Origin of the sequence: Natronocalculus amylovorans, from assembly GCF_023638035.1 — an archaeon.
Classification (GTDB): Archaea; Halobacteriota; Halobacteria; order Halobacteriales; family Haloferacaceae; genus Natronocalculus; species Natronocalculus amylovorans.
Genome location: NZ_JAKRVX010000007.1, coordinates 65,217 through 88,049, shown reverse-complemented (window position 1 = coordinate 88,049; position 22,833 = coordinate 65,217). Strand labels below are relative to the sequence as shown.

Genomic DNA, 22,833 nt, shown 5'->3' with positions numbered 1-22,833 from the left:
GTTTATCGAGTATTGCAAATAACAAACAATAAAGATCGGGGATATTCTCATCGCCTGAGAATCCATCATGCAGGTTTTAGTACTGGAAGCGTATCAACGAATAATGCTCAGTCCACGAAAGGCGTCACTCATAGGGTTAGGTACAATACCTGCGATTCTTGCGTATATTATATTCACGCCAGATATTGTCGTCACTATTGCACTGGTAAACGTTGTGCTCATCACGATTTCACTCTATATAGCATTTAGTCCGACGGACAATTCTATACACACCACTACCCAGTAAAGAAACACACACAATACTACTTTGACAGTACTAAAACAGCAGACGCCGATTTGAATCTTGTATAATATACAAATTATCAATGGGGACAAACTGTACGCTTTGTGAGCTTCCAACGCCAGCCGAACCATACCGTAGCGACGACACGGACGGCAGCTACTGCTGTCGGGGGTGTTTAGAAGTTGCACGTGTGTTAGATGCGTCTACGATCGAAGATGCAGACCCAACAGAGATCCGAGACCAGCTCTCACCTGATGATTCGGACGCAACCGAAGCAGCGGAAAACATCTACCTCAGTGTTGATGGAATGCACTGTGCAACATGTGAAGCGTTTCTTGAGTCGACTGCAGTTTCACATGACGGTATCGAAACTGCGCAGGCAAGCTACGCGACAGATACACTCAAAATAGGCTACGACCCAGAAACAGTCACGGATGATGCGATCCCCGAGACCGTCTCCGGATATGGCTACACTGCCCGCCCACGATCGATCCATTCCGATGATCCTGTCCCTGGTGATGTTGCCGTTGTGAAGTTCCTCATTGGCGGTGGGCTGTTCGGAATGATGACGATGGTGTGGTACGTTCTGTTTTTGTACCCTACATACTTCGGTTACGAACCGCTTGTTGATCTAACCGGGTTTGATGGGCTCTATCTGTTCACCCAAATCTGGCTTCTCACATCGCTTGTGCTCTTTTATACGGGATACCCTATTCTTCGCGGCGCGTATGTGAGTCTCAAAGCAGGACATGCGAATATGGATCTGCTTGTGTCGATCGCCGCTGTCGGATCCTACGGGTACAGTACGCTTGCGATGGCCCTCGGACGGACGGATCTCTATTTCGACGTTACGGTGGCAATCATTCTGGTAGTTACTCTCGGGAACTATTACGAGTCTGCAATCAAGCAGCGTGCATCTGATCTTCTCACAGATCTGACTGCGATCCAAGTTGCAGATGCGAGGCGGCCCGACGGAGAGACGATTCCCATTGAAGCAGTTGAATCAGGGGATGAGCTCCTTGTTCGTCCTGGCGATCGTATTCCAGTTGATGGAACGGTTAAAACCGGTGTCGCAGCCGTTGATGAAGCGCTTGTCACGGGAGAATCCATTCCCAGAACAAAGCGACCCGGTGATGCAGTTCGTGGTGGCACCGTCGTTACTGATCAACCGCTTACAATGACTGTTGCGGCGGATGCTTCGAGTGCACTCGATCGGATTGTCGAACTGCTGTGGGAGATACAAAGTAGCTCCCCGGGCGTGCAACGATTTGCCGATAAACTGGCAACGATCTTTGTCCCGTTGGTGATTACGATCGCCGTTGTGACTGTTGTTGCGATGGTCGCGTTTGGCGCGTCAATCACAACTTCGCTCCTTGTTGGGCTGACGGTGATTATTGTATCCTGCCCGTGTGCACTTGGATTAGCAACACCGCTTGCGGTTGCACGTGGGATCAAAACTGCAGCTACAAATGGGATTGTCATTGCATCCGAGACGGTGTTTGAAGATTCAACCGATGTTGATGTGATTGCACTCGATAAAACTGGGACGCTCACAAGCGGCGAGATGCAAGTAACCGAAACGATCGCCGATGAGCCTGAAACGGTTCTTTCACTGGCTGCCGCAGTCGAACGAGCGTCCGCGCATCCGATTGCCGATGCGATCGTTGCTGCAGCAGCCGCTGAAACGCGCTCGGAAACACAGACCGCTACTGACGGTGGAAAGATAGTTTCACACCCACAGAGTGGATCTGCTGCTGATCAGGGCGTCTCGAACATCCAGACGTTTGATCGAGGTGTTCGTGGCTCAGTTGATGGTCACGATCTCTTGGTTGGACATCCAGCGGCGTTCTCGACTGACTGGTATGACCCAAACGGATACCGTGCTGAAGCAAAAGCGATCACTGAGGCTGGGTCGGTTGCTGTCGTTGTTGGCTGGGCTCACGAGATACAGGGCGTTATTGCAGTTGGCGACGAGCCAAAACCCGAGTGGGAGTCGGTCATTGAAGCGCTCGCCGAACAGGATCGAGAGATTGTATTGCTTACTGGCGACGATGCGGCGGCGACAACACGCTTTGAGTCACATCCGCTTGTCGATCACGTCTTTTCGGAGGTCCCCCCGGAGGCAAAAGCAGCAACCATAACGCGACTCAAAAGTCGAGGTCGTGTTGCAATGGTCGGTGATGGGAGCAACGATGCGCCGGCGCTTGCAGCCGCTGATCTAGGTATTGCGCTTGCCACCGGAACAAAACTTGCAACGGATGCTGGTGATGCGATCGTGATCGATGGAAATCTGGAGTCGGTTCCTCGCCTCTTTACCATTGCAACGAATACCAGAAAACGGATCAGGCAGAACCTTGGCTGGGCGTTCTTCTACAATGCGGTTGCGATACCGCTCGCCGTCTTTGGATTGTTGAATCCACTGCTTGCTGCGCTGGCAATGGGTGCAAGCAGTTTGCTTGTCGTCCTCAATTCGACGCTCCGATCGCTTGAATAGGCGATCGAACGGCGTACAACATTTATTATGCAAATGATCGTATTACCTCTCATGCCCGCTACACTTTGGGAACGATTCCTTCAGAGCTTCCGCCTCCACCAACGAACTGAAGCGGAACCGGGAGACGAGGAAGAAGACGAGACTCAGTTCGTTCCCTCACCGCTTGATCTCTCAGTTCGAGAATCACACGGTAGTGCTGATACTGCACTCTCTCAAGAGATTGCAGATATCCAAGAACAGGCAGACGAACTCGATCGACAGCCCTAACGAGGCTGTGTTACCACTCGTTGTTCAGTTTTATTGAAGAAGAGTGACACGTACGAGTAGCTAATCGCCGTTGTCTCAGACGAGGAGTTGGACGTCGGATTCAGCCATGTGATTGAGTGCAGTTGCCGCGCCCACGCCAGTTGTGACGCCATCGTAGAAGTCGTCCTCGTCGTATTCCATGAGCTCGATCGTCATCTGACACGCCTGCAGATCGACACCGGTCTCAAGCGAGAGGTCGATCAGCTCTTCGATCGTTGCGGTGCCGTTTTCTTTGATCCGTTTTTCCATCATCCGAGTTGCCATCGAATCCATGCCTGGAAGTGCGGCAAGTGCGTTTGGCATCGGCATGCTTGGATTTCCAACGGCACTGAGTTTGAGGTTCTTCGACTTCTTTTCGTGAAGAATGTCGAGGCCCCAGAAGGTATGGAAGACAACGACCTCCCAGCCAAATGCTGCTGCCGTACTTGCAAGGATGAGCGGTGGGTATGCCATGTCGAAGGAGCCTTGCGTTGCAACGATCGTCATTTTCTTTTGATCGTTGCTAGCCTCTGCCTTGAGCGCTGCAATCTCTTGCTCTAAGGCTTCAATTCGAGCAGCGAGTGCAGTATCGGCCCCATCTGCGGTAGGCGTATCAGTACTCATTTCTATTCCGTCTTTTTGACGTAGTGTTTGAACACGGCATCGCCACCGTCTTCGCCCTCTTTTTGATCTAGCAATTCGACGCCGCCCGTTCCATCTGCCCAGCCTCTGATATCGCTCATACTGCCGGAATCTGTGGAAATAACCTCCAGCACATCGCCAGCTGAAAGCGGATCGATCGCCTGTTTTGTTTTGACGATCGGCATTGGGCAACTGAGTCCTTTTACATCAAGTGTTTCTGAGATTTCGTATTCTACTGACATTGTATTATTGGGTGTATTGCACAATACAAAGTCTATTGTATTAAACCTGTTGCTCGTTACGCGCGCATTGTGGTACAATTCTGTTTTATTGGGTTTCGACTGTTGCACCAGATATGATAAACCACTGCGTCACAAACGTCCTATATGGGAATCGAATTGTCGTGGCTTCCAAGGGGACCACGCACGCTTGTTATCGGGTTTCTCCTTGTCTGTCTCCTCTCTGTGGGGGTGTTTGTGGTCAGTGCGGATTCTGCGGTTCCTGACCCAGTCCCATTCGAGGATACACGGTCGATCGGGTTTGCATCTGAGGTGCATGAAGAGATCGATTCGCAGGAAAGTGTGCCTCGTACACAAGTGTTCTACTCGCAGTATCAGTACGTCATTGGCTACTACGGGATTGAGACTGCTGCCGCATCATTTGATGACCCCGCACGCGAACAGCAGTTCGGCTATCCGATCGTTACCTACGTTTCAGACTACGCTGATACAGGCATTGAACTCACTGCTGAGGGATATATTGAAACCGATCGCAGAACTGAATGGGTATTTGCACAGGATGCAGTCTACGTTGTTGATAGCGATGCACGGACACCTGCTGGATCGGTTGCGATTCCATTTGCAGATCAAGAGCAAGCTACCGAATTCACCGACACATATGGTGGTGAGGTGGTTTCATGGGATGCGTTCACCGCTCAATCGCACGATGTTGATGATGCATCGCTCGTCCGCGATCGCGTAGACAGTCAGGGTGACACCGCTGATGAGCGAGTCACTGATCGATTGCAACTGCTGGATCGACCAGCCGAGATCACTGTCTCTCCGGATGATGATCTCCAGACGGCACTCGACACTGCAACGGCTGAAACAACGGTTGTGCTTGATCCAGGTACATACGAGGGCCCGATTAACATCAACAAATCAGTGACGCTCCGTGGACACGGTGCAACTGTCGAAGGTGATGAAAACGGGAGCGTCATCAATATCAACGCGGCGGACGTTGCCGTTGATGGTATCACTGTAACGGGTGTTGGTGACCGAACGCGGAACCCGGATGTGGTAACCGGCGATGACGACTGGGACACAAACATCGAACTTGGATACGGCCATGGAGATGCAGCGATCGCAGCGGTTGATGCACCGGGCACACTCGTTACAAACGTTACTGTCCCACACACCGATGCAAACGGCATCCTCCTTCGCGACAGCAACAACTCGGCCGTCCACAACGTGGCTGTCACTGGCACTGAGGTGTGGCGAGACAGCTTCATGGGCGTGATGATCATGCGATCGTCTGCCGTCGTTGAAGACTCACAGTTTACTGCCGGGCGGGATGGGATCTATCTGCACCGCTCTCCGGAAACGGTTATTCGGAACAACGACTTCCGAGCAAACCGCTACGGTGTTCACCTCATGCACACCTCTGATGCGATGATCGCAGACAATACATTCGCCGACCAGGAGTATGGCGGCGTCACGATTATGACAAGCCCATCTCGGAATGCGATCGTCGGAAATATCGTTACAAACACCTCAAATGGGATTTCGACAAGCGGCTCGTACTCCTACATTGCACACAATGTTGCTGTGGATACGCGTGTTGGAATCACGACGAGCGCTGTTTCGTCCCTGTATGAACACAACGTTGTTCGTGACAATGAGTATGGGATGCGAACCGGCTCTGTCCTGGCAACGAGTACTATTCACAGCAATGATTTTGTTGGAAATGACCAGCATGCCGGTTCAAGCGCTGGGCCACTCCGGATCTGGGCTGACGGAACACAGGGTAACTACTGGGAGGGTGCGTATGGAGACGCAACTGATGGCACATATGACAGGGCATACTCCCCAACCGATCCTGTTGATGGGCAATTGCACCGATCGACTGCCCGAACAACCGTTGCTGAATCACCGGTGACGGTTGGGCTTCGTGCACTCCAAGGCTCAACACCCGGGCTCCGATCGGGAAGCATTCTTGACCCATACCCACAAACCGAACCGCAGAATCCACAGCTGTATGAAATCGCGGAGGCCGTTTCTGAACACGGTATCGACGCCGCAACACACAACACGACAGATTCGACTGATGAGTAAGCAACAATCTACCAACACTCGACCAGCAGCCACGTCTCAAGAGGCTGTTCTTCGTGCGACCGACCTCACAAAGCAGTACAGCGAACTAACGGTTCTTGATTCGATCGATCTGACCGTTCATGCGGGAAGCGTGACCGCACTGATCGGCCCAAATGGGACCGGAAAAACCACGCTGTTGCGGCTCTTGCTTGGCCATCTCGAGCCCACGGCTGGAAACGTTGAGTACGCCGGTCCCGCTGTTGAGCGGCCGATCGGCTACCTCCCACAGCAACCTGCATTCCGGCCCCATTTCACTGTCGAAGAGACGATCTCGTTCTATGCGTCGTTGCTTGAAACCCCAACTGACACGAAAGAGTTGCTCACACAGGTTGATCTCTATGACGTCAGAAATCGGCCTGTTGAGGCGCTGTCGGGTGGAATGACACGCTTGCTTGGTATTGCACAGTCCGTTGTGGGTAACCCGCCGGCTGTGATCTTCGACGAACCAGCAAGCGGGCTGGATCCAACAATGGGAACAAAAGCATTCGAGATCACCGCACAACTTGCTGAACGTGGTACTGCTGTGATCGTGAGTTCACACGACCTCGCGCTTGTTGAACGATATGCGGATACAGTCATTCTCCTTCACGACAAACAGATCGCCGCACAAGGGCCACCACAACAGCTGTGTCAAACACACAGTGTGGCCGACTTGTGGGAGGTCTATGATGCGGTCACAGCAACTGAGACACCGCAAACGAATACGGAGGTCACCCAATGAGTACGATTGTTTCAACGTTTTTTGCACTCTTTAAACGTGAACTCAAAACAGCGATGCGCACACGTGTATACTATCTCATCACTGTGGGCGTCATTGGTCTTCTGCTTGCATTAACTGCTGGTGGTGGTGGCGCTGCCACTGGATACGTTCCAACAGTTGTCGATCTTTTGCTCCCGCTTGAGGTGCTTGTCCCCGTGCTTGCGATTGCGATCGGCTACCGAAGTGTGGTCTCGGATCTTGAACGCGGCGAGTTAGCGGTGTTGAAAACATACGACGTTCCATCATCGGTGTACGTATTTGCAATCTATGCTGGACGAGCGGTTGTTCTGTCAGTAATCCTCGGGAGTGGGCTACTCGCGACGTTGCTGTTGGTTTCGTTTTCATCGGGGCCGGATACCAGTATTTTTGCGACTCACACTGGCTTAGACTCCCCACTGCTGTTTGCCCGATTTATTGTGCTTACGCTGGTGTTTGCGCTTGCATTACTGGCGATCGTTCTGTTGATGTCGGTTGCTGCACAATCGACACTGACCGCGATCGCACTTGCTGTTGGGGCCGTTGTGCTTGTTGTGGTTGCTGGTGATGCAGCAATCATTCTTGGGCTCACTGATGGCTGGATCGCAGAAGCAGATCTCTTGAATGCACTGGCGATCGCACCGAACAGTGCGTACCGTGGTGCGGTCTTTGAGACGGTGATTGCAGTCACTGCTGCCTCCGAAAGCGGCTACGGGTCACCAATTACGAGCGTTGCTGGATTGTTCGCGTGGACAATCTTCTCGCTTATTTCTGCAACGCTCATTCTCCATCGCCGAACCGTCTGAAATATCGTGACGAAACTTCTGATCAGTTACCGACCGCGTAGGATTTCTCACTGGAGATACGTGAAAGAATATATGCTATTGTGACACAAAAGCTACGCTAATGATCGATTGGGTCGGCGGAGAACAGAATCTTGTCGGGATCATTATTCCACTATCCGGAATTTGTATCCTCTTGATTATACCAAAAATAACCGAGACTAACCGCAGTAGGCGGTATTTTCTCCCTGCGTTTATTTTTTGGTTGGGTTTTCAGCTATTGATCGGACTTGAGCAAGGAACGCTCATCTCATTTCCACACCCGATCGGGCTACTTAGTGCAGGATTTTTACTTATCGGGTTTTTCACATTGATGACTTTTGGGCTCTTTGCTGCATGGCACGAGCGAGACCCATACATATTTTCGGCATGAGACATTCGACAATCGTGACCGTTCGCGTCCCTACAGCTTTGTATGCTGCAGACATTACTACCTAAATCCTTATCAAACTCTGTTTTCAACATACCTCCATGGAGACTGCTTCACAATCTGTTTCGGCTACACAAGATTCGCCAAAGGAAGCAACCGATCGATCGGTGCTTCGGAGGCAGTCTCTGTTCGTTCTTCTCACATTTAGTGGGATGCTCACCGGACTGATTGGCAGCTGGTTCAATTTTGATCCAACCGTTGTGTGGGTTAGCTACGGTGTTGCGTACATATTCGGTGGCTGGTATGGACTCAAAGCGAGTGTCGAAGCGTTAGCGGAGCCAGCAATTGAGATTGATCTTCTGATGATTGCCGCTGCGCTTGGCGCACTCTTTATTGGTGCCCCGTTTGAGGGTGCGATGCTGTTGTTCTTGTTCTCACTCTCCGGTGTGTTAGAGGCGTATGCGATCGGCCGCTCTCGAACGGCGATCAGGTCACTCATCGATATGCGTCCCGAAACTGCACAGTTGCTCCGTGACGGTGAAGAAGTATCCGTCTCAGTTGATGACGTCGACGTTGGCGATGTCTTTGTTGTCCGCCCCGGTGATCGGCTTCCTCTTGATGGCGTTGTCGTCTCTGGAGAGAGCACGATCGATCAGGCTTCGTTGACTGGTGAATCCGTTCCTGTGACGAAAACGGTTGGAGATGAGGTTTTTAGCGGGACGATCAACGAAGCAGGGAGTCTCGAAGTGCGAGTCACGAAAGAGGCACACGAATCCGCTATTGCCCGACTTATCCACATGGTCGAAACTGCACAGAACAAACGAGCACCCACCCAACAGCTGATCGATCGATTCGAACAGCCATACGTACTGGGTGTGTTTACCCTCACAGCAGTCGCGATTGTACTTCCACTGGCGTTGCTCAACCACAGTTTTGAGCCGACGCTCTACCGTGCAATGACGCTCATGGTTGCTGCATCTCCCTGTGCAGTTATTATTTCAACACCTGCGGCAGTCCTCTCTGCAATCTCTGCGGGTGGCCGCCAAGGTGTCTTGTTCAAAGGCGGTGAACATATCGAAACTGCAGGCTACGTCGACGCGGTCGCGTTCGATAAAACCGGGACGCTCACAGAGGGTAACACCCAACTAACCGATGTCTCACCCCGAGATGGCGCAACAGTTGCAGATGGGCCACTCACTACCGATCTGCTCTTGTCGATCGCGGCCGCTGTCCAATCAAGATCAGAACATCATCTTGCGGAGGCAACGGTTGATGCAGCACGCGATCGATCGCTCTCGATCCCAACCGCAACTGGGTTCCAGGCAGTTGTCGGAAAAGGCGTTAACGCGACTGTTGATGGTGATCTAATCCATATCGGCAATTCGAGATATTTTGAATCGATGGATGATCCGATCGAGGGACTTGAAACAGGACGCAATGCAGTCCGCGAGTTGGAACACAGCGGAAAAACGAGTGTGCTTGTCGTCCGCGAATCCGACAGCGGTCGCTCTGTACTTGGGTGGCTTGCATTTACGGATACGATCCGACCAGATGCGGCTGGAATGATCGAACAGCTTCGCGATCGGGGGGTCAAACACATCGTGATGCTCACTGGCGACAACGAGCGCGTTGCTCGGTATATCGCGGATGAACTGGGTATTGATGCGGTGTATGCAGAGCTCCTTCCTGAGGAGAAAGTGAGCCATATCGAAACGCTCCAAGAGCAGTATGAAGCCGTTGCGATGGTTGGCGATGGAGTAAACGATGCTCCTGCACTTGCAACGGCTGATATCAGCATTGGTATGGGTGGTGCTGGCACCGACGTTGCACTAGAGACCGCTGATATCGTATTAATGTCCGATCGGCTCGATCGGCTTCCGTACGCTTTTGCGCTGAGTCGGAAAACGCGACGAACATTGTATATTAATTTCTCGATCGCATTTGGGGCGATCGCGATTATGATTATTGCAATCCTTACAGCCGGTATTCCGCTGCCGCTTGCAGTGATTGGACACGAAGGTTCGACAGTCCTTGTCAGCCTGATTGGGCTTCGACTACTTCGATTCGACGGATGATCAAGAGCTCGGAGAAATTGTTCGTTTAAATGATTAATTGCGCTTGCGTGCAGCAATACCCGCAATTGAGAGCAGCGCGATCACAGTGAGAACGACACTGAATCCCGGGATTATACTCTCTGTTTCATCAGCTGTACCATCTTCGGTTGTTGCTGTTGGTGGTTCATCAGACGTTTGCCCAACAGTTTCGGTGCCTGTTTCCGTCTCCGTCACAGGTGCGTCTTCGGTGTCCTGTTCACTCTCTGTACGCGTTGTTACCGCGAATACTGAGAACCCAGGTGTTTCTGATGCAATGGTAACCTGTGTGTCAGTCTCATCAACAACTGTTGTCGAGAGCTCCTCCCACTGGCCACTGTCGCTGTTGAGCCGAACGAGTGTCAGTGCATCTTTTGAGCCTGCATGCTCTTCGAGTCGATCGGTGGACACGGTTGTTGTGATCGTCGCTGACGTCTCTTTGACTCCATCCGGCACCGTAATCTGAACTGTACTGATAATTTCGCCATCGGTCTTGGCTGCGTGTTGTGGTATTCCATTGAGCTCATTTACGACCACATCGCCATCCGTTACGTCATCAAACTCTATGGTTTGCAGCGTCTCACTGTTGTCAAACGCTGCAATCGTAGTCCCTGCGATGTGATCTGTCTCAAGCGTTGCAAATACGGTTGAGAGAATCTCCGTTCCAGCAGGTGGATTTGGAATTGCAGGGGATGGATCTGGTGTTTGCTCTCGGTCAGTGCTGTCTGAACTTGAGTCAGAGTCAGAGCCTGAGTCATCAGCCGAATCAGAGTCGTCATCGGCTGCGTCGACGGTGAACGTCGTCTCTGCAGTTTTAGTGTTACCGGCATAATCGGACACCGTGACAACTGCCGTGTACGATTCACCTGAATCGACCGAGAGGGTATGTGTGGCTGTTGATGATGTAATCTCTGTCTCCTCGCTGTCAGTCACATCCTCACCGTCAACTTCGATCGTTACTGATCCACGGTCAACCCCGGAGCGATCGTCATGATACTCAAATTCAATGATTGCTTCGGTCTGATCGGCACCAATCGTTGCCCCATCGATTGGCGATCGGCTCTTGATGACTGGTTCGCCTGTATCTGGTACGAATGCACCGTATGTCGAGAAACTGGTAACAGATGCAGTCACGAATGGGTCGCCATTGATCTGAGTGAAATCCGATCCTGCAACCGGATCCCATGCCTCGGCATCCGCATTGTAGTATTGCAGCTCAACTTCATTTGTGGTTGCCCCAGCTGGGAGTTCGCTTTCATCGATCGCCATCGAGATGGTCGCGCTTTCAACTGTTCCCTGGTCGAGATAGTAATCAAGCAGGCTATCCAGTTCGGCAGTTATGAACCCAACTCCGAGTTCTCCATCACCGAGGTTTGCGTTTGCGGTTGTTTCGGATAACGATGTGTACAGTTCTTGGGTACGAATCGCATCATCTGCGTCATCGGCGATATCAAACTCGATCGACGTGCCAGTGTCGGCAATCTCGATAACGCCATCACCGAGCGTGAATCGCGTATCAACGTATGCTGACGCTGTATCTGTCCCTTCGTTACCGGCGCGATCGACACCAGTGCTTGTAATCGAGTAGTTGCCGGTCTCTCCAGTTGCAAATGATCCGGTGAACGTTGTATTGGTCCCGTCTGTTGCAGTCATTGTAGCTGTTCCAGATGTCTCGTCGGTCGAACTCGTGAATGTTCCCTCCACGGTTGGTGGTTCGCTTAGTGGGGTGTCACTCTCAACAACAACGGTTGCACTCTCATCGTCCACATCTTCAAGCGTAGCTGAGAGTCGGGGTTCCTCGCGATCGATTACGACCGGCTTATCAGCCGTATCCGTGTCAGCGCTTCCAAGCCGATCTACAGCTACAACAGATATCTCATACCTGCCGTCATCTTCGATTGACGACAATGGGATGGTTACCGTCCAGGTATCATCACTGACATGCGTTGCGCTGAACGCCTGTACATAGGTGGTCTCTTGGGAGCTGAGGAGTACGTTCACGGTCTCAAGTTCCACATCTGCATCAATATCGACCGTCACAGGAACGTCTTCGCTCGCGTAGTGTTGCTCTATCTCGGTCTCTGTATCAATTCCAGTACTATGGGAGTCCACCTCGACGATTGAAGCGTCGACCGATGATCCAGTGACAGTCAGTGGCCCTACCGTTCGATCGCCAAGTGTAAGCGTGTACGTACCGGCATCATCGAGCGTACCCGTGATGTTGATCGCACCGAGATGATAGAACCCTGGAGAGAGCGTTGCCGTTTGAGACCCAAGTTGGATCGTTTCACCAGTGTCTTCGTTGGTTGCGTTCAACAAGATCTCTTCTGTGCCATCAACCGTTCCGTTCTGATAGAGGCTCCCAACAACGTGGAAGTCTGTTGTTTTGACAATCTCGGATGCATTGGCTGAGGCTGCAATTACTTGAATGTCAGTTCGGGCTTCGATCACTTCGATCGTGCCTGCACTCCGATCGCCAAGATGGATCTCATACGTTCCCGGTGTCTCGATCGTTGCGGTGAGATTGACCGCACCAAGATGGTAGAACCCCGGAGATAGCGTCCGGCCCTCGTCAACGGCAATCTCAATTGTCTCACCCCCGTCTGTAGGGGTTGCAGTGAGTACCGTGTCTTCTGGCCCCTCGATCGTGCCATTCTGATAGAGGCTGCCAACGACATAGAACTCTTCGTCTTCAATAATTTCATCTGTTGATCGGGATGCGGCAATCACTTGGATATCAGACTGTGCTTCGATTACTTCAATCGTTCCCGCAGATCGATCGCCAAGCGTCAACTCATACGTTCCTGGTTCTGCAATCGTAGCGGTGAGATTGACCGCACCAAGATGGTAGAACCCAGGAGATAGCGTCCGGCCCTCGTCAACGGCAATCTCAATCGTCTCACCAGTCTCTTCGTTGGTGGCGTTTAAGGAAACTTCTTCTGGCCCTTCGATCGTGCCATTCTGATAGAGGCTGCCAACGATATAGAACTCTTCGTCTTCAATAATTTCATCTGTTGATCGGGATGCGGCAATCACTTGGATATCAGACTGTGCTTCGATTACTTCGATCGTTCCTGCAGACCGATCGCCAAGATGAATCTCATACGTTCCTGGTTCTGCAATCGTAGCGGTGAGATTGACCGCACCAAGATGGTAGAATCCCGGAGATAGCGTCCGGTCCTCGTCGATGCCAATCTCAATCGTTTCACCACCGTCTGTAGGAGTTGCAGTGAGTGCCGTGTCTTCTGGCCCCTCGATCGTCCCGTTCTGATAGAGACTGCCAACGACATAGAACTCTTCGTCTTCAATAACTTCATCTGTCGATCGAGATGCGGCAATCACTTGGATATCAGACTGTGCTTCGATTACTTCGATCGTTCCTGCATCTGCCCCACCAAGTGTAAGGTCATAGACCCCCGCTTGGTCAATACTGAATGTAATATTGATTGCACCAAGGTGGTAGAACCCAGATGCAAGCTCAACTTCTTGGCTCCCAAGGTCGATGGTCTCATCGGTCTCTTGATTCGTCGCCTTCAGTGCAATTTCTTGAGACCCGTCGTCACCAGCTTGGTAGATGCTTCCAACAGCATACACCTCCTCGTTCTCAAGCACCTCTATTTCGGAGAGCGTGGTAGCAATGACGTTGATATCTGATGGTGACTCATTGACACCAATAGTTCCGACATCTCGATCGCCAAGAGTGAGATGATACCGTCCAGACTCATCGAGACTCCCAGTAATATTGATTGCGCCGAGATGATAGAACCCAGGTGCGAGTGTCGCATTCTGTGACCCAAGCTCGGTCGTTTTCCCTGTTTCATTGTGCGTTGCGTTGAGTGTGATCTCCTGTGTTCCGTTGATGTTGCCAGCCTGATATATACTTCCGACAACGTAGAACTCTTCGTTCACGGTAAGGTTCATTTCACTCACAGAGCCCGCAATCACCTGAATGTCGGTCTCAGCTGGTTCGACCTCAATCTCGCCGACAGTTCGATCGCCAAGTGTGAGCGTGTAGTTACCTGCCTGTTCATCTTCGAACTCGGCAGTGATGTTGATCGCTCCAAGGTGGTAAAATCCGGGCGTGAGAGTTCTCTCTTGGCTTCCAAGCGTGATTACCTCACCGCTGTCTTGATTGGTTGCGTTCAAAACGACGTCCTGTGGTCCGTCGATCGTTCCGTTCTGATAGAGGCTCCCAACGACATGGAACGCTTCGTTTTCAATGACTGTATCTTCGGATGCCGAGCCTGCAATCACTTGGATATCAGACTGTGCTTCGATCACTTCGATCGTTCCGGCAGACCGATCGCCAAGGTGAATCTCATACATTCCTGGCTCCGAAATCGTCGCGGTCAGATTAATGGCGCCAAGATGGTAGAATCCAGGAGAAAGCGTCCGATCCTCGTCAACAGCAATATCGGCCGTTTCACCAGTCTCTTTATCTGTAGCATTTAGAACAATGTCTTGTGGGCCACCGATCGTTCCGTTCTGATAGAGGCTTCCAACTACGTAGAACTCTTCATCTTCAATGACTTCATCTGTTGATCGGGATGCAGCAATCACTTGGATATCAGACTGTGCTTCAATCACTTCGATCGTCCCCGCAGATCGATCGCCAAGTGTCAACTCATACGTTCCTGACTCCGAAATCGTCCCGGTCAAATTAATGGCGCCAAGATGGTAGAACCCAGGAGAAAGGGCCCGATCATCGTCAACAGCAATTTTGATCGGTGACCCACCATTTGTTGGAGTCGCGTTGAGTGTGATATTCTGTGGCCCATCAATGTTCCCTGCTTGGTAGATCGAGCCAACTACGTAGAACTCTTCATCTTCAATAACTTCGTCTGTCGATTGGGATGCCGCAATCACTTGGATATCAGACTGTGCTTCAACCACTTCGATCGTTCCGGCAGGCCGATCGCCAAGTGTGAGCTCATACGTTCCTGGTGTCTCGATCGTAGCGGTCAGATTGACTCCACCGAGGTGGTAGAATCCAGGAGAAAGCGTCCGATCCTCGTCAACAGCAATATCGGCCGTTTCACCAGTCTCTTTATCTGTAGCATTTAGAACAATGTCTTGTGGGCCACCGATCGTTCCGTTCTGATAGAGGCTTCCAACTACGTAGAAATCTTCATCTTCAATAACTTCGTCTGTCGATTGGGATGCCGCAATCACTTGGATATCAGACTGTGCTTCAATCACTTCGATCGTTCCGGCAGACCGATCGCCAAGTGTGAGCTCATACGTTCCTGGTGTCTCGACTATGCCAGTAATATTGACTCCACCAAGATGGTACCAACCTGGAGTAAGCGATCGTTCCTGACGCCCAAGCTCGGTCACGTCGCCAGTCTCTTCATTAGTCGCATTCAGAACGATATCTTGTGGCCCATCGATCGTCCCGTTCTGATAGAGGCTCCCAACCACGTAGAATTCTTCATTCTGAACGATTTCAGTCTCAGAAGCGGAGGCAGCAATGACGCGGATGTCGGTGAACTCGTTTGTAATGTGGAGCGTTCCCACAACAAATCCATTGATTGAAATCGTCGCATTCAGCTCGTCTTCTCCATCTGGAAGATCGCCTTCAGTTGGTGTCCACTCGAACGAAACCCCTTCAGGTGTCGCACCAGGCCCCACCTCAACACTCGACGTCTCAATCTCCTCGCCATTGACACCTAACGCAGCATCGTACATTTCGACTTCCGACCCATCATTGAATAAGTCACCAGAAATTGTGACCGTCTCACCAACAACGATCGACGTCTCATTGAGAGCTGCACCGTATATGAATATATCCGCTGTAGTATCTTCCGTCACTGTAACGATCGCTGCTTCACTCCCAACGCGTAGCTCAAACTCACCAGCGCTCTCGAATGTCTGAGTAAATGTGAGCGTGCTTTCTTCACCCGCATCCAGAGATACGGTCTTTGTATCCACAGTTTCGCCATTGATTTCGAGCGGGACAGCCAGTTCGCCATCCGCTGTTCCAACGTTTTCAACAGTGGCGTCGATCGTCGCCTCCTCTCCAGTTTCAAGCTCCGCTGGTATGACAGCAACGTCATGAACAGCGAGCTCTGGTTCTGGGGTTGGGTCTGGGTCTTCGCTATCGCTCACTGAGAGTTCGATCGTATCGAACTCCACCACCTCATCTTCGTCTGCACCCATCACACCTGCTAAAACAACTGCATCTGCACCATCAAATGCACTCCGAGCGTTGAAAGAGAATTCAAGTGTCTTAGTATCACCAGAAGCAATGATCCGTAGCCCCGCAACTTCGTCTTCGATTACGTCATCAGTAGACAGTTCGGTGAGTTCGTTATCTTCAATGAGACCGGGTTCAACAATCGCAAGCCCTGCCATCGTCACTGCAATCTCGTCGGCGACATTTTCGATCGTTGCAGTAATTGTAATCTCATCTCCAACCTCGACGTTGGTTGTGCTCTCTTGAGACTGGATCGACACGTCAATGTCAACCAACTCTGGATCTGGGATCGGCTCAACATCCAGATCAATATCATTCACTATTTCGCCTTCAGCAACTTCGACTGTCACTGGGGCAGCGACCTGTTCTTCAGTCAGTATTTGGACGGTGTATGTCCCTGGGGGTACGTCGATCGAGTATGCACCATCTGCGTCCGTGGTTGGCCATTCCGACCGCTCAGAATCACCCAAGTCATCGGCAGCAACAATACCAGGCGTTGGTTCGGTTGGTTGGAAGACTGGGCTATTTGTTGATGCATCAAACACCTGCACTTCGACGCCTTCGATTTGATCACCAGTTTCATTTGTAACAACGCCTGCGATCGTTCCTAGGTCTGGAACAGGCTCAAGCTCGGCATCGATCGTCGTCGTTTCTCCACTGGTAACTACAACATCCGAAACGGTCTTTGACTGATAGTCGCTTCCGATAGGTTGCTGTTCAAATGCAAGATCATACGTTCCGTATGCAACATCAAATGAGTAGACGCCATTTTCATCAGTCATTGTGCTTCCGGCCCACTCGTCGTTTGTGGATGCAGTCACGCTGATCCCAGAGATTGAAGAGCCGGTTTCATTTGTGACGCTCCCAGTTACGGTCCCAGTTGGATCAAGTTCAAGATCTATAACCGTCGACGCTGTCAAATCAGTCTCTGAACCATCAAGCAACGATGTTGCGTAGCCTTCAGCGGAGAATTCGACTGTTGGTATCATATTCCCACCTACCGGAATATTGATCGAATATACTCCATCTTCATCTGTCGTTGCCGTATATAATGGCTCACTCGTAAAGAACCGTGATTCAATCTCGACACCTTCGATCGGCTCACCGGTTTCTGAATCAGTAACAGTACCTGAGAGTACCGGAGTTTCTCTCAACTCAATCGAGTCGAGTGTTTTTTGTTCACCACTTGCGACCACAATATTTTGCCACAACCCATCCGCAAAGCCGATTGCTTCGATCGGATCAAACCTGTACACACCTGATGGAACATCGACACTGTAGTCGCCGGTACTATCTGTAGTCACAGTTGTCGTAAACCCATCCGGCTCGGGAGTTGGATCTCCGTCACCTTGCTGTTCGATCACGTGGAGTACTGCACCACCGATTGGGTTTCCATCTTCGTCGACAATCGTTCCTGTGAGTGACGAGGCAAGCTCTGAGAGATCAATATCTTGAGTAGTACTTTCACCGCTGGCAACTGAAACGTCTTCAGTCACAGATTCATTGTACCCGGGTGCGGTTACCGTGAGCGCGTACATTCCGATCGGAACGCTGACTTCATAGCTACCATCAGCGTCTGTTTCAACAGTCTTGACGAACGCCGAGGAGTCCGCTATCTCGATCGTCGCACCGTCGATCGGTTCGTCGGTGGCTACATCAGCGATCGTCCCGGAGAGAGTTCCAGTGTCGACGATCGGTGCATCGAGCCACGGGTCGAATCGAACAGAGTCATCATCCACCCACCCTACGTCACCTATCGTAATCGAGTCGCCGCTTCCGTCAGCAACGACGCTGGTTTCATTATCAATTACGTCACCATTCGGACCGCTTGAATCACCCCACCAGTTGTCCCTTGCATCCAGGACGTACGCATCTCCAGGATTATGGAAGAGTCCATCACCGTTACCGGCGATCGAGTTCTCAGTGACGAGGAAGCTTTCGTAGAATCCACCCACGGTGAGCCCAATACCTTCGTTCTCCTCAATGATATTTTCAGTGATGGTGGCACTTACGCCACCAATTGCGGTCTCACCGGTCACAACGAGTCCGTCGCCGTTATTTCGGACGGTGTTCGAAGCGATCGTGCCATCCGTCGTGTTGAGATGAATCTCGAATCCGGTGCCGACGTCGTTGTCAGTTACGAAGTTATCTGCAACCGTTACCACATCCGCATCGATATCGAGCGTAGCGCCGATCTCTCCCTCGTTGTCGGTGATCGTGTTGTTCGAAACTGTAACTGTCTCACCCTCGATCGTAAGGTCAAGTCCCACTGGATCGAACGATGGGCTGGTGGTGAGTCCAGTGTTCGTCACGACGTTATCGGTGATCGTCACGTTCCCGGTCAGTGCACCACGGTCGACAATGGCACCGTCTCTGTCACTGCCAGTAACCGTGTTGTTCGTAAAGACGACATCTCCGATGTCGGCCGAAATACCACTAGGCTGGTTACCGAATCGAACACCAACGGTTGCATCCTCAACAATATTGTCCGTGATGGTTGCGTTGGTGGCTCTATTAATCGTAATGCCGGTAGTTGCGTCCCGAACAGTATTTCCGGTGATCGAGAGTCCATCAGACTGACTGATCCGGATACCCGTCCCGAGATGGCCTTGTCCCTCGAAAATATCGTTGTTCTTGATGACAACATCGGTATTCTCTCCAAAGAGATCGATCGCTGGTGAGCCATCGGTTATAAGCCCGTTTGAGATTGTCACACCGTCACTCTCTCCAATGTAGGCTCCTCTATTCGACGCGGTGATCTCAAAGTCGTCAACGGTTACTGATGAAGAGTACCAAAATCTGACTGCCCCGTTGATTCCACTAGCGTCAGATGACGCAGTGATGTTGGTAAATTCTGTGCCAGTCACGGTGACAGCCTCGGAGTGGGTCACTTGGACGCCCGCAGCCACATCTGAGAATGAATAGTCATCAATATCGACGTTCGTCACGTCGACGAGAATAATTTGTGCGGCATCCGAAGCAATGTCGGGGCTGTCTTCACTGACTGCGTATACGAGCGGATCACCGCCAACTGTGTTTCCGGACAGTTCGTGTGGCTCGTCATCGAGGGTTTCGGGAGCCCCGTTGAGATGAACACCAGTGGCAAAGTCGTTGTCCGTGATAGTCGCACTAAGCGCATCAACAAGTTCGAGATCGGTGTCAGTTTTCGAAAACGTGTTTTCACGAACGATTACGCCGTCACCGGCGCCACCGATCGCAAGCGAAACATTGTGTATCGTGTTATTCTCGATGGTTGTCCCATCCAGCACACTGACACGTGGATTAACTCCGACATTTGCATCCTCTATCGTGTTGTGTGCCACAATTGAAGCGCCACGAGCTCGGATCGCAACGCCATCTCGTGACGTCACGTGGTTGTAACGTATCTCGTCAGTTCCGGCTTCGATGCCGTTCTCAGTTCCTGTGACGGTGTTATTGGTTATCTCATTATTGGACCCGAACGTGCCAAGCTCAATTCCAATCCCAGAGTTCTGCGTTACTGTGTTGTTCGTTACCGCTCCATTGTCACCGCCATTCTGGTCGTGTGTAATTCCGACACCGTTTCTGTGTATCTCGTTCGCGTCAACTGTGAACCGATCGTTACTGTTCCCGAGATCGATTCCGTCCCCACCATTGTCGGTGATAATGTTACGAAGGATGGAAACGTCATCGGCCTGGTTCGCAAACGCAATCGCATCCCCATCGTTGTCATGGATGTGGTTGTCAGCGATTAGCATCTCGTGGCTGTCCGTGTTTGATTGCGTCTGAATACCGTCAACGGAGCCGGTGATGGTGTTGTTGAGGAAAGTGAACCGTTCACCACCGACAAACACCGCGGCATCACCGAACCCGCCTCCGCTTCCTGTGTACCCCTCAATCTGGAACCCTTCAACGCTGACGTCATCGTCGGTGACCGTTATCGCCCGCTCGAAGTTTTCTTGACTACCATCAAGAACCGCCCCACCCTCGGAGACCGCCCGGAGCGTGAGTGGTTTGTCAATCGTCAGCGATTCTTCGTAGGTACCGTTGCCCACGATGATCGTATCACCGGGCAGGGCAGCGTCTATCGCTGCCTGAATACTATCGCCATCTTGGACGCCAGCAACGAGCACCTCAACCTGTCCGATCGGTGTCCCATCAACTTCGAGATCGTAGACCCCGGGCTCGGCGATTGATACGCCAAGCCGTGTTGTAACCGTATCCTCACCGGGAACTGAAATCATCTCAGTCACGCTTGCAACTTCAGCTCCAGTTGTTTCATTCAGTGCAACAAGCTCGATTTCAACCTCATTCTCAGTCTCCGCAAGATTTTCGTACCGGACATCAACATAGACGGTACCTGCAGCGCTTGGATCGACCGGTGCTTCGATCCCACTAATAATCGAGTTTTGAAGCTGGTTTACATCCGTGCGGTATACAGGATCATCTTCTGGCAACACCTCGATTGCCCCAATATACTGGTCATTAAGATACGCTGTGTATTCACCAGGTGTCTCGATTGGATCGGTTGTAAATATGATCAGACTCGTTTCGCCTTCGTTGATTCCTTCAGTGTCTGATTGAGAAGCAACAACCTCTCGATCATCGAAGCCAGGCCCTTCAAGCGAGAGTTCTTCATTTTCGTTTGCCAACCCATCACCGAGGTTTGTTACATCGTAGGCAACCCTCACTGAATCCCCTTCGAGAATGGTCTCAAAGAACGAGATGTTCGATCGGATGAGTGGATACTCGCTATCAACGACAGTGACGGTTCCGTACTCGACACCATTGACGGTTATGTCATACTCGCCTGCTGTCGATGGTGCGGTCAGCGAGGACGTAGCTGTATTCGTTCCATATGCTGGAATCTCGATCATCTCGCTTTCCTCAGTACCATCTAGCGCGATCGTATAGGTTTCTGCTCTCGTTGGACTCCAGTCATTTCTCACCGTCACAGAAACGTCGAACGCTTCCTCAACAAACACGCCCTCATCGAATGCAATATCGATAACCCGTGGGTCGCTATCTGGAATGTCACCACTCGAGTTGTGATGGTGAGTCTCGCTTGCAAGCATCACTCGCGAGTCACTGCTTGATCCGGAAACGGTGTCACCTGCATCGATCGCCATCAATCGTGTATCACTGATTTGTACCGCAACGTACACGATGCCATCAACGACAATGACACTGCTTCGGTCGCCAGTCTCTACGGTCCAAAGCTCGCTCCCATCTGTTGGGTCGATCGCTCTGAGTGATTCGGACTCGGTTGATTGTGGGACAAAGAGCGTTCCATCAGCAACCGTTGGCGGATCAAACACACGTGTCTCGTCGGTCCATCTCTTATCACCGTCTGTTGCGTTCAATGCGTACAATCCATCAAATGAAACATAGACTGTTGATTCGCCGCCATCACCTGCAACGGTTGGTGCAGAAGGGGTCTGTGGTAGGCCCTCTATGGGATCATCAAACTCAAATCTCCACTCCTTGTCTCCAGTCTCTACATCAATCGCGATTGTAAACAGCTCATAGTCCGTGGTGGTTGACCCAACACCTTCTCGATAGCTAATGTAAACAAGACCATCAGCAACGGTTGGCTCCGATATTGCACCACTGTCTTCGAGTACCCCAGTAGATTCCCAGTGCCACTGTTCGGATCCATCCGTTGGATCAATTGCCCGCAACCCATCTTGACTGCCAATGTAGAGCACCTCATCAATATATGTTGGTCCAGAAAGAACAGACTCGATTTCAGTGTCCCAGCTCTCGGCTCCAGTCTCTGCATCAAGCGCATAGAGCCGATCGGTACTCGAATTAACATCTTTAGCAACATAGACGGTTCCACCACCAACAGCCTGTGTCTTCGAGATCCTACCTGAATTATCAAATGCGGTCTGCCATTGTATCGCACCGAGACGTAGATCAAGCGCGTACACCGAGTCATCCGTGGTCACAATCACGGTGTTATCAACAACTGTTGCCGTACCTGTCGCAGAGATTCCGACTTCCCACCGTTGTTCGCCGGTCCCAACATCATATGCAACCACACGTTCACCACTTGACGAGGATCCAGTGGTGGTGACTAGGATTCCATCAACGACTACTGGTGATCGATCGGTCGACAAGTCAACGTCACTTTCCCAAAGAATGTCGCTTTCGTTTGTCTCAAACTCACTCGGGATAACCCGATCGTCAACGCTTACTGCACCTGCACCTGCGCTAAAAATATAGAGGAGTAGAATGACACCAATACCAATACTGATAGGTATTGCATGTCGACTACGTATTCCTGATACTCGCATAAGTACTAAAACTGAAAAAAGTACATAACATTCTGCTTACCCTACCTGTACTGAGAAGGTTATATCAAAGTAAGTGACTGTCTCAAATGGACCTCATCCTACCTATCACAGTGGTAACAGAGTAGACCGGGACTGAGTAAACAATAAAAATTGAGAGCGACTATGGCCCTCTCATAGAATCGAAAACCAACGCTCTTGTTTGCGGCTCTCAACTCGGCTATTTCCGGTGCTTGCGGTTGCCTTGG

At 51.2% G+C, this 22,833-nt stretch carries 11 protein-coding genes; 8 read left to right on the top strand and 3 right to left on the bottom strand.

Going from position 1 to position 22,833, the window contains the following annotated elements:
* Positions 1-67: 67 nt before the first annotated feature.
* The 3 genes from AArcSt2_RS16920 (at position 68) to AArcSt2_RS14035 (ending at position 3,044) form a co-directional block, all read left to right on the top strand.
* Positions 68-286 (top strand): DUF8131 family protein, encoded by a 219-nt coding sequence (locus tag AArcSt2_RS16920; protein ID WP_484549547.1) that lies wholly within the window; start codon positions 68-70, stop codon positions 284-286.
* Positions 287-365: 79 nt separating this feature from the next.
* On the top strand, positions 366-2,777 hold the full coding sequence (locus AArcSt2_RS14040; RefSeq protein ID WP_250585502.1) for a heavy metal translocating P-type ATPase: 2,412 nt from the start codon (positions 366-368) through the stop codon (positions 2,775-2,777).
* A gap of 51 nt (positions 2,778-2,828) precedes the next feature.
* The gene (locus AArcSt2_RS14035; protein WP_250585500.1) at positions 2,829-3,044 is read left to right on the top strand and encodes a hypothetical protein; all 216 of its coding nucleotides are present in this window, start codon (positions 2,829-2,831) and stop codon (positions 3,042-3,044) included.
* A gap of 75 nt (positions 3,045-3,119) precedes the next feature.
* Here the strand turns inward: AArcSt2_RS14035 and AArcSt2_RS14030 are convergent, their stop codons facing one another.
* Both AArcSt2_RS14030 and AArcSt2_RS14025 read right to left on the bottom strand, forming a co-directional pair.
* Positions 3,120-3,686, bottom strand: a complete 567-nt coding sequence (locus tag AArcSt2_RS14030; RefSeq protein WP_250585498.1) for a DsrE/DsrF/DrsH-like family protein — start codon at positions 3,684-3,686, stop codon at positions 3,120-3,122.
* A gap of 2 nt (positions 3,687-3,688) precedes the next feature.
* Complete coding sequence (locus tag AArcSt2_RS14025; RefSeq protein WP_250585496.1) at positions 3,689-3,946, bottom strand: sulfurtransferase TusA family protein; 258 nt, start codon at positions 3,944-3,946, stop codon at positions 3,689-3,691.
* A 144-nt stretch (positions 3,947-4,090) separates the two neighbouring features.
* Between AArcSt2_RS14025 and AArcSt2_RS14020 the strand changes: the two genes are divergently transcribed.
* The 5 genes from AArcSt2_RS14020 to AArcSt2_RS14000 all read left to right on the top strand — a co-directional run bounded on the left by AArcSt2_RS14020 (position 4,091) and on the right by AArcSt2_RS14000 (position 10,099).
* The gene (locus tag AArcSt2_RS14020; RefSeq protein ID WP_250585494.1) at positions 4,091-6,037 is read left to right on the top strand and encodes a NosD domain-containing protein; all 1,947 of its coding nucleotides are present in this window, start codon (positions 4,091-4,093) and stop codon (positions 6,035-6,037) included.
* Positions 6,030-6,797 (top strand): ABC transporter ATP-binding protein, encoded by a 768-nt coding sequence (locus AArcSt2_RS14015; RefSeq protein ID WP_250585492.1) that lies wholly within the window; start codon positions 6,030-6,032, stop codon positions 6,795-6,797. The genes AArcSt2_RS14020 and AArcSt2_RS14015 overlap by 8 nt, the downstream gene beginning before the upstream one ends.
* Entirely contained in the window at positions 6,794-7,618 is an 825-nt protein-coding gene (locus tag AArcSt2_RS14010) for an ABC transporter permease subunit (RefSeq protein ID WP_250585490.1), read from the top strand. Before AArcSt2_RS14015 ends, AArcSt2_RS14010 begins: the two co-directional genes overlap by 4 nt.
* 100 nt (positions 7,619-7,718) lie before the next feature.
* The gene (locus tag AArcSt2_RS14005) at positions 7,719-8,027 is read left to right on the top strand and encodes a hypothetical protein (RefSeq protein ID WP_250585488.1); all 309 of its coding nucleotides are present in this window, start codon (positions 7,719-7,721) and stop codon (positions 8,025-8,027) included.
* Positions 8,028-8,125: 98 nt separating this feature from the next.
* Positions 8,126-10,099: a heavy metal translocating P-type ATPase gene (locus tag AArcSt2_RS14000; protein WP_250585486.1), complete on the top strand. Its 1,974-nt coding sequence runs from the start codon at positions 8,126-8,128 to the stop codon at positions 10,097-10,099.
* A gap of 33 nt (positions 10,100-10,132) precedes the next feature.
* On the opposite strand, the gene AArcSt2_RS13995 is transcribed toward AArcSt2_RS14000, so the two are convergent.
* A complete protein-coding gene (locus AArcSt2_RS13995; protein WP_250585484.1) occupies positions 10,133-22,588 on the bottom strand; it encodes a right-handed parallel beta-helix repeat-containing protein in 12,456 nt (4,151 codons plus the stop codon).
* Positions 22,589-22,833 lie beyond the last annotated feature (245 nt).

Bases quoted from the DNA above. Each gene is read 5' to 3' on its own strand.
- AArcSt2_RS16920 (WP_484549547.1), top strand. From the start codon at position 68: ATGCAGGTTTTAGTACTGGAAGCGTATCAACGAATAATGCTCAGTCCA.
- AArcSt2_RS14040 (WP_250585502.1), top strand. From the start codon at position 366: ATGGGGACAAACTGTACGCTTTGTGAGCTTCCAACGCCAGCCGAACCA.
- AArcSt2_RS14035 (WP_250585500.1), top strand. From the start codon at position 2,829: ATGCCCGCTACACTTTGGGAACGATTCCTTCAGAGCTTCCGCCTCCAC.
- AArcSt2_RS14030 (WP_250585498.1), bottom strand. From the start codon at position 3,686: ATGAGTACTGATACGCCTACCGCAGATGGGGCCGATACTGCACTCGCT.
- AArcSt2_RS14025 (WP_250585496.1), bottom strand. From the start codon at position 3,946: ATGTCAGTAGAATACGAAATCTCAGAAACACTTGATGTAAAAGGACTC.
- AArcSt2_RS14020 (WP_250585494.1), top strand. From the start codon at position 4,091: ATGGGAATCGAATTGTCGTGGCTTCCAAGGGGACCACGCACGCTTGTT.
- AArcSt2_RS14015 (WP_250585492.1), top strand. From the start codon at position 6,030: ATGAGTAAGCAACAATCTACCAACACTCGACCAGCAGCCACGTCTCAA.
- AArcSt2_RS14010 (WP_250585490.1), top strand. From the start codon at position 6,794: ATGAGTACGATTGTTTCAACGTTTTTTGCACTCTTTAAACGTGAACTC.
- AArcSt2_RS14005 (WP_250585488.1), top strand. From the start codon at position 7,719: ATGATCGATTGGGTCGGCGGAGAACAGAATCTTGTCGGGATCATTATT.
- AArcSt2_RS14000 (WP_250585486.1), top strand. From the start codon at position 8,126: ATGGAGACTGCTTCACAATCTGTTTCGGCTACACAAGATTCGCCAAAG.
- AArcSt2_RS13995 (WP_250585484.1), bottom strand. From the start codon at position 22,588: ATGCGAGTATCAGGAATACGTAGTCGACATGCAATACCTATCAGTATT.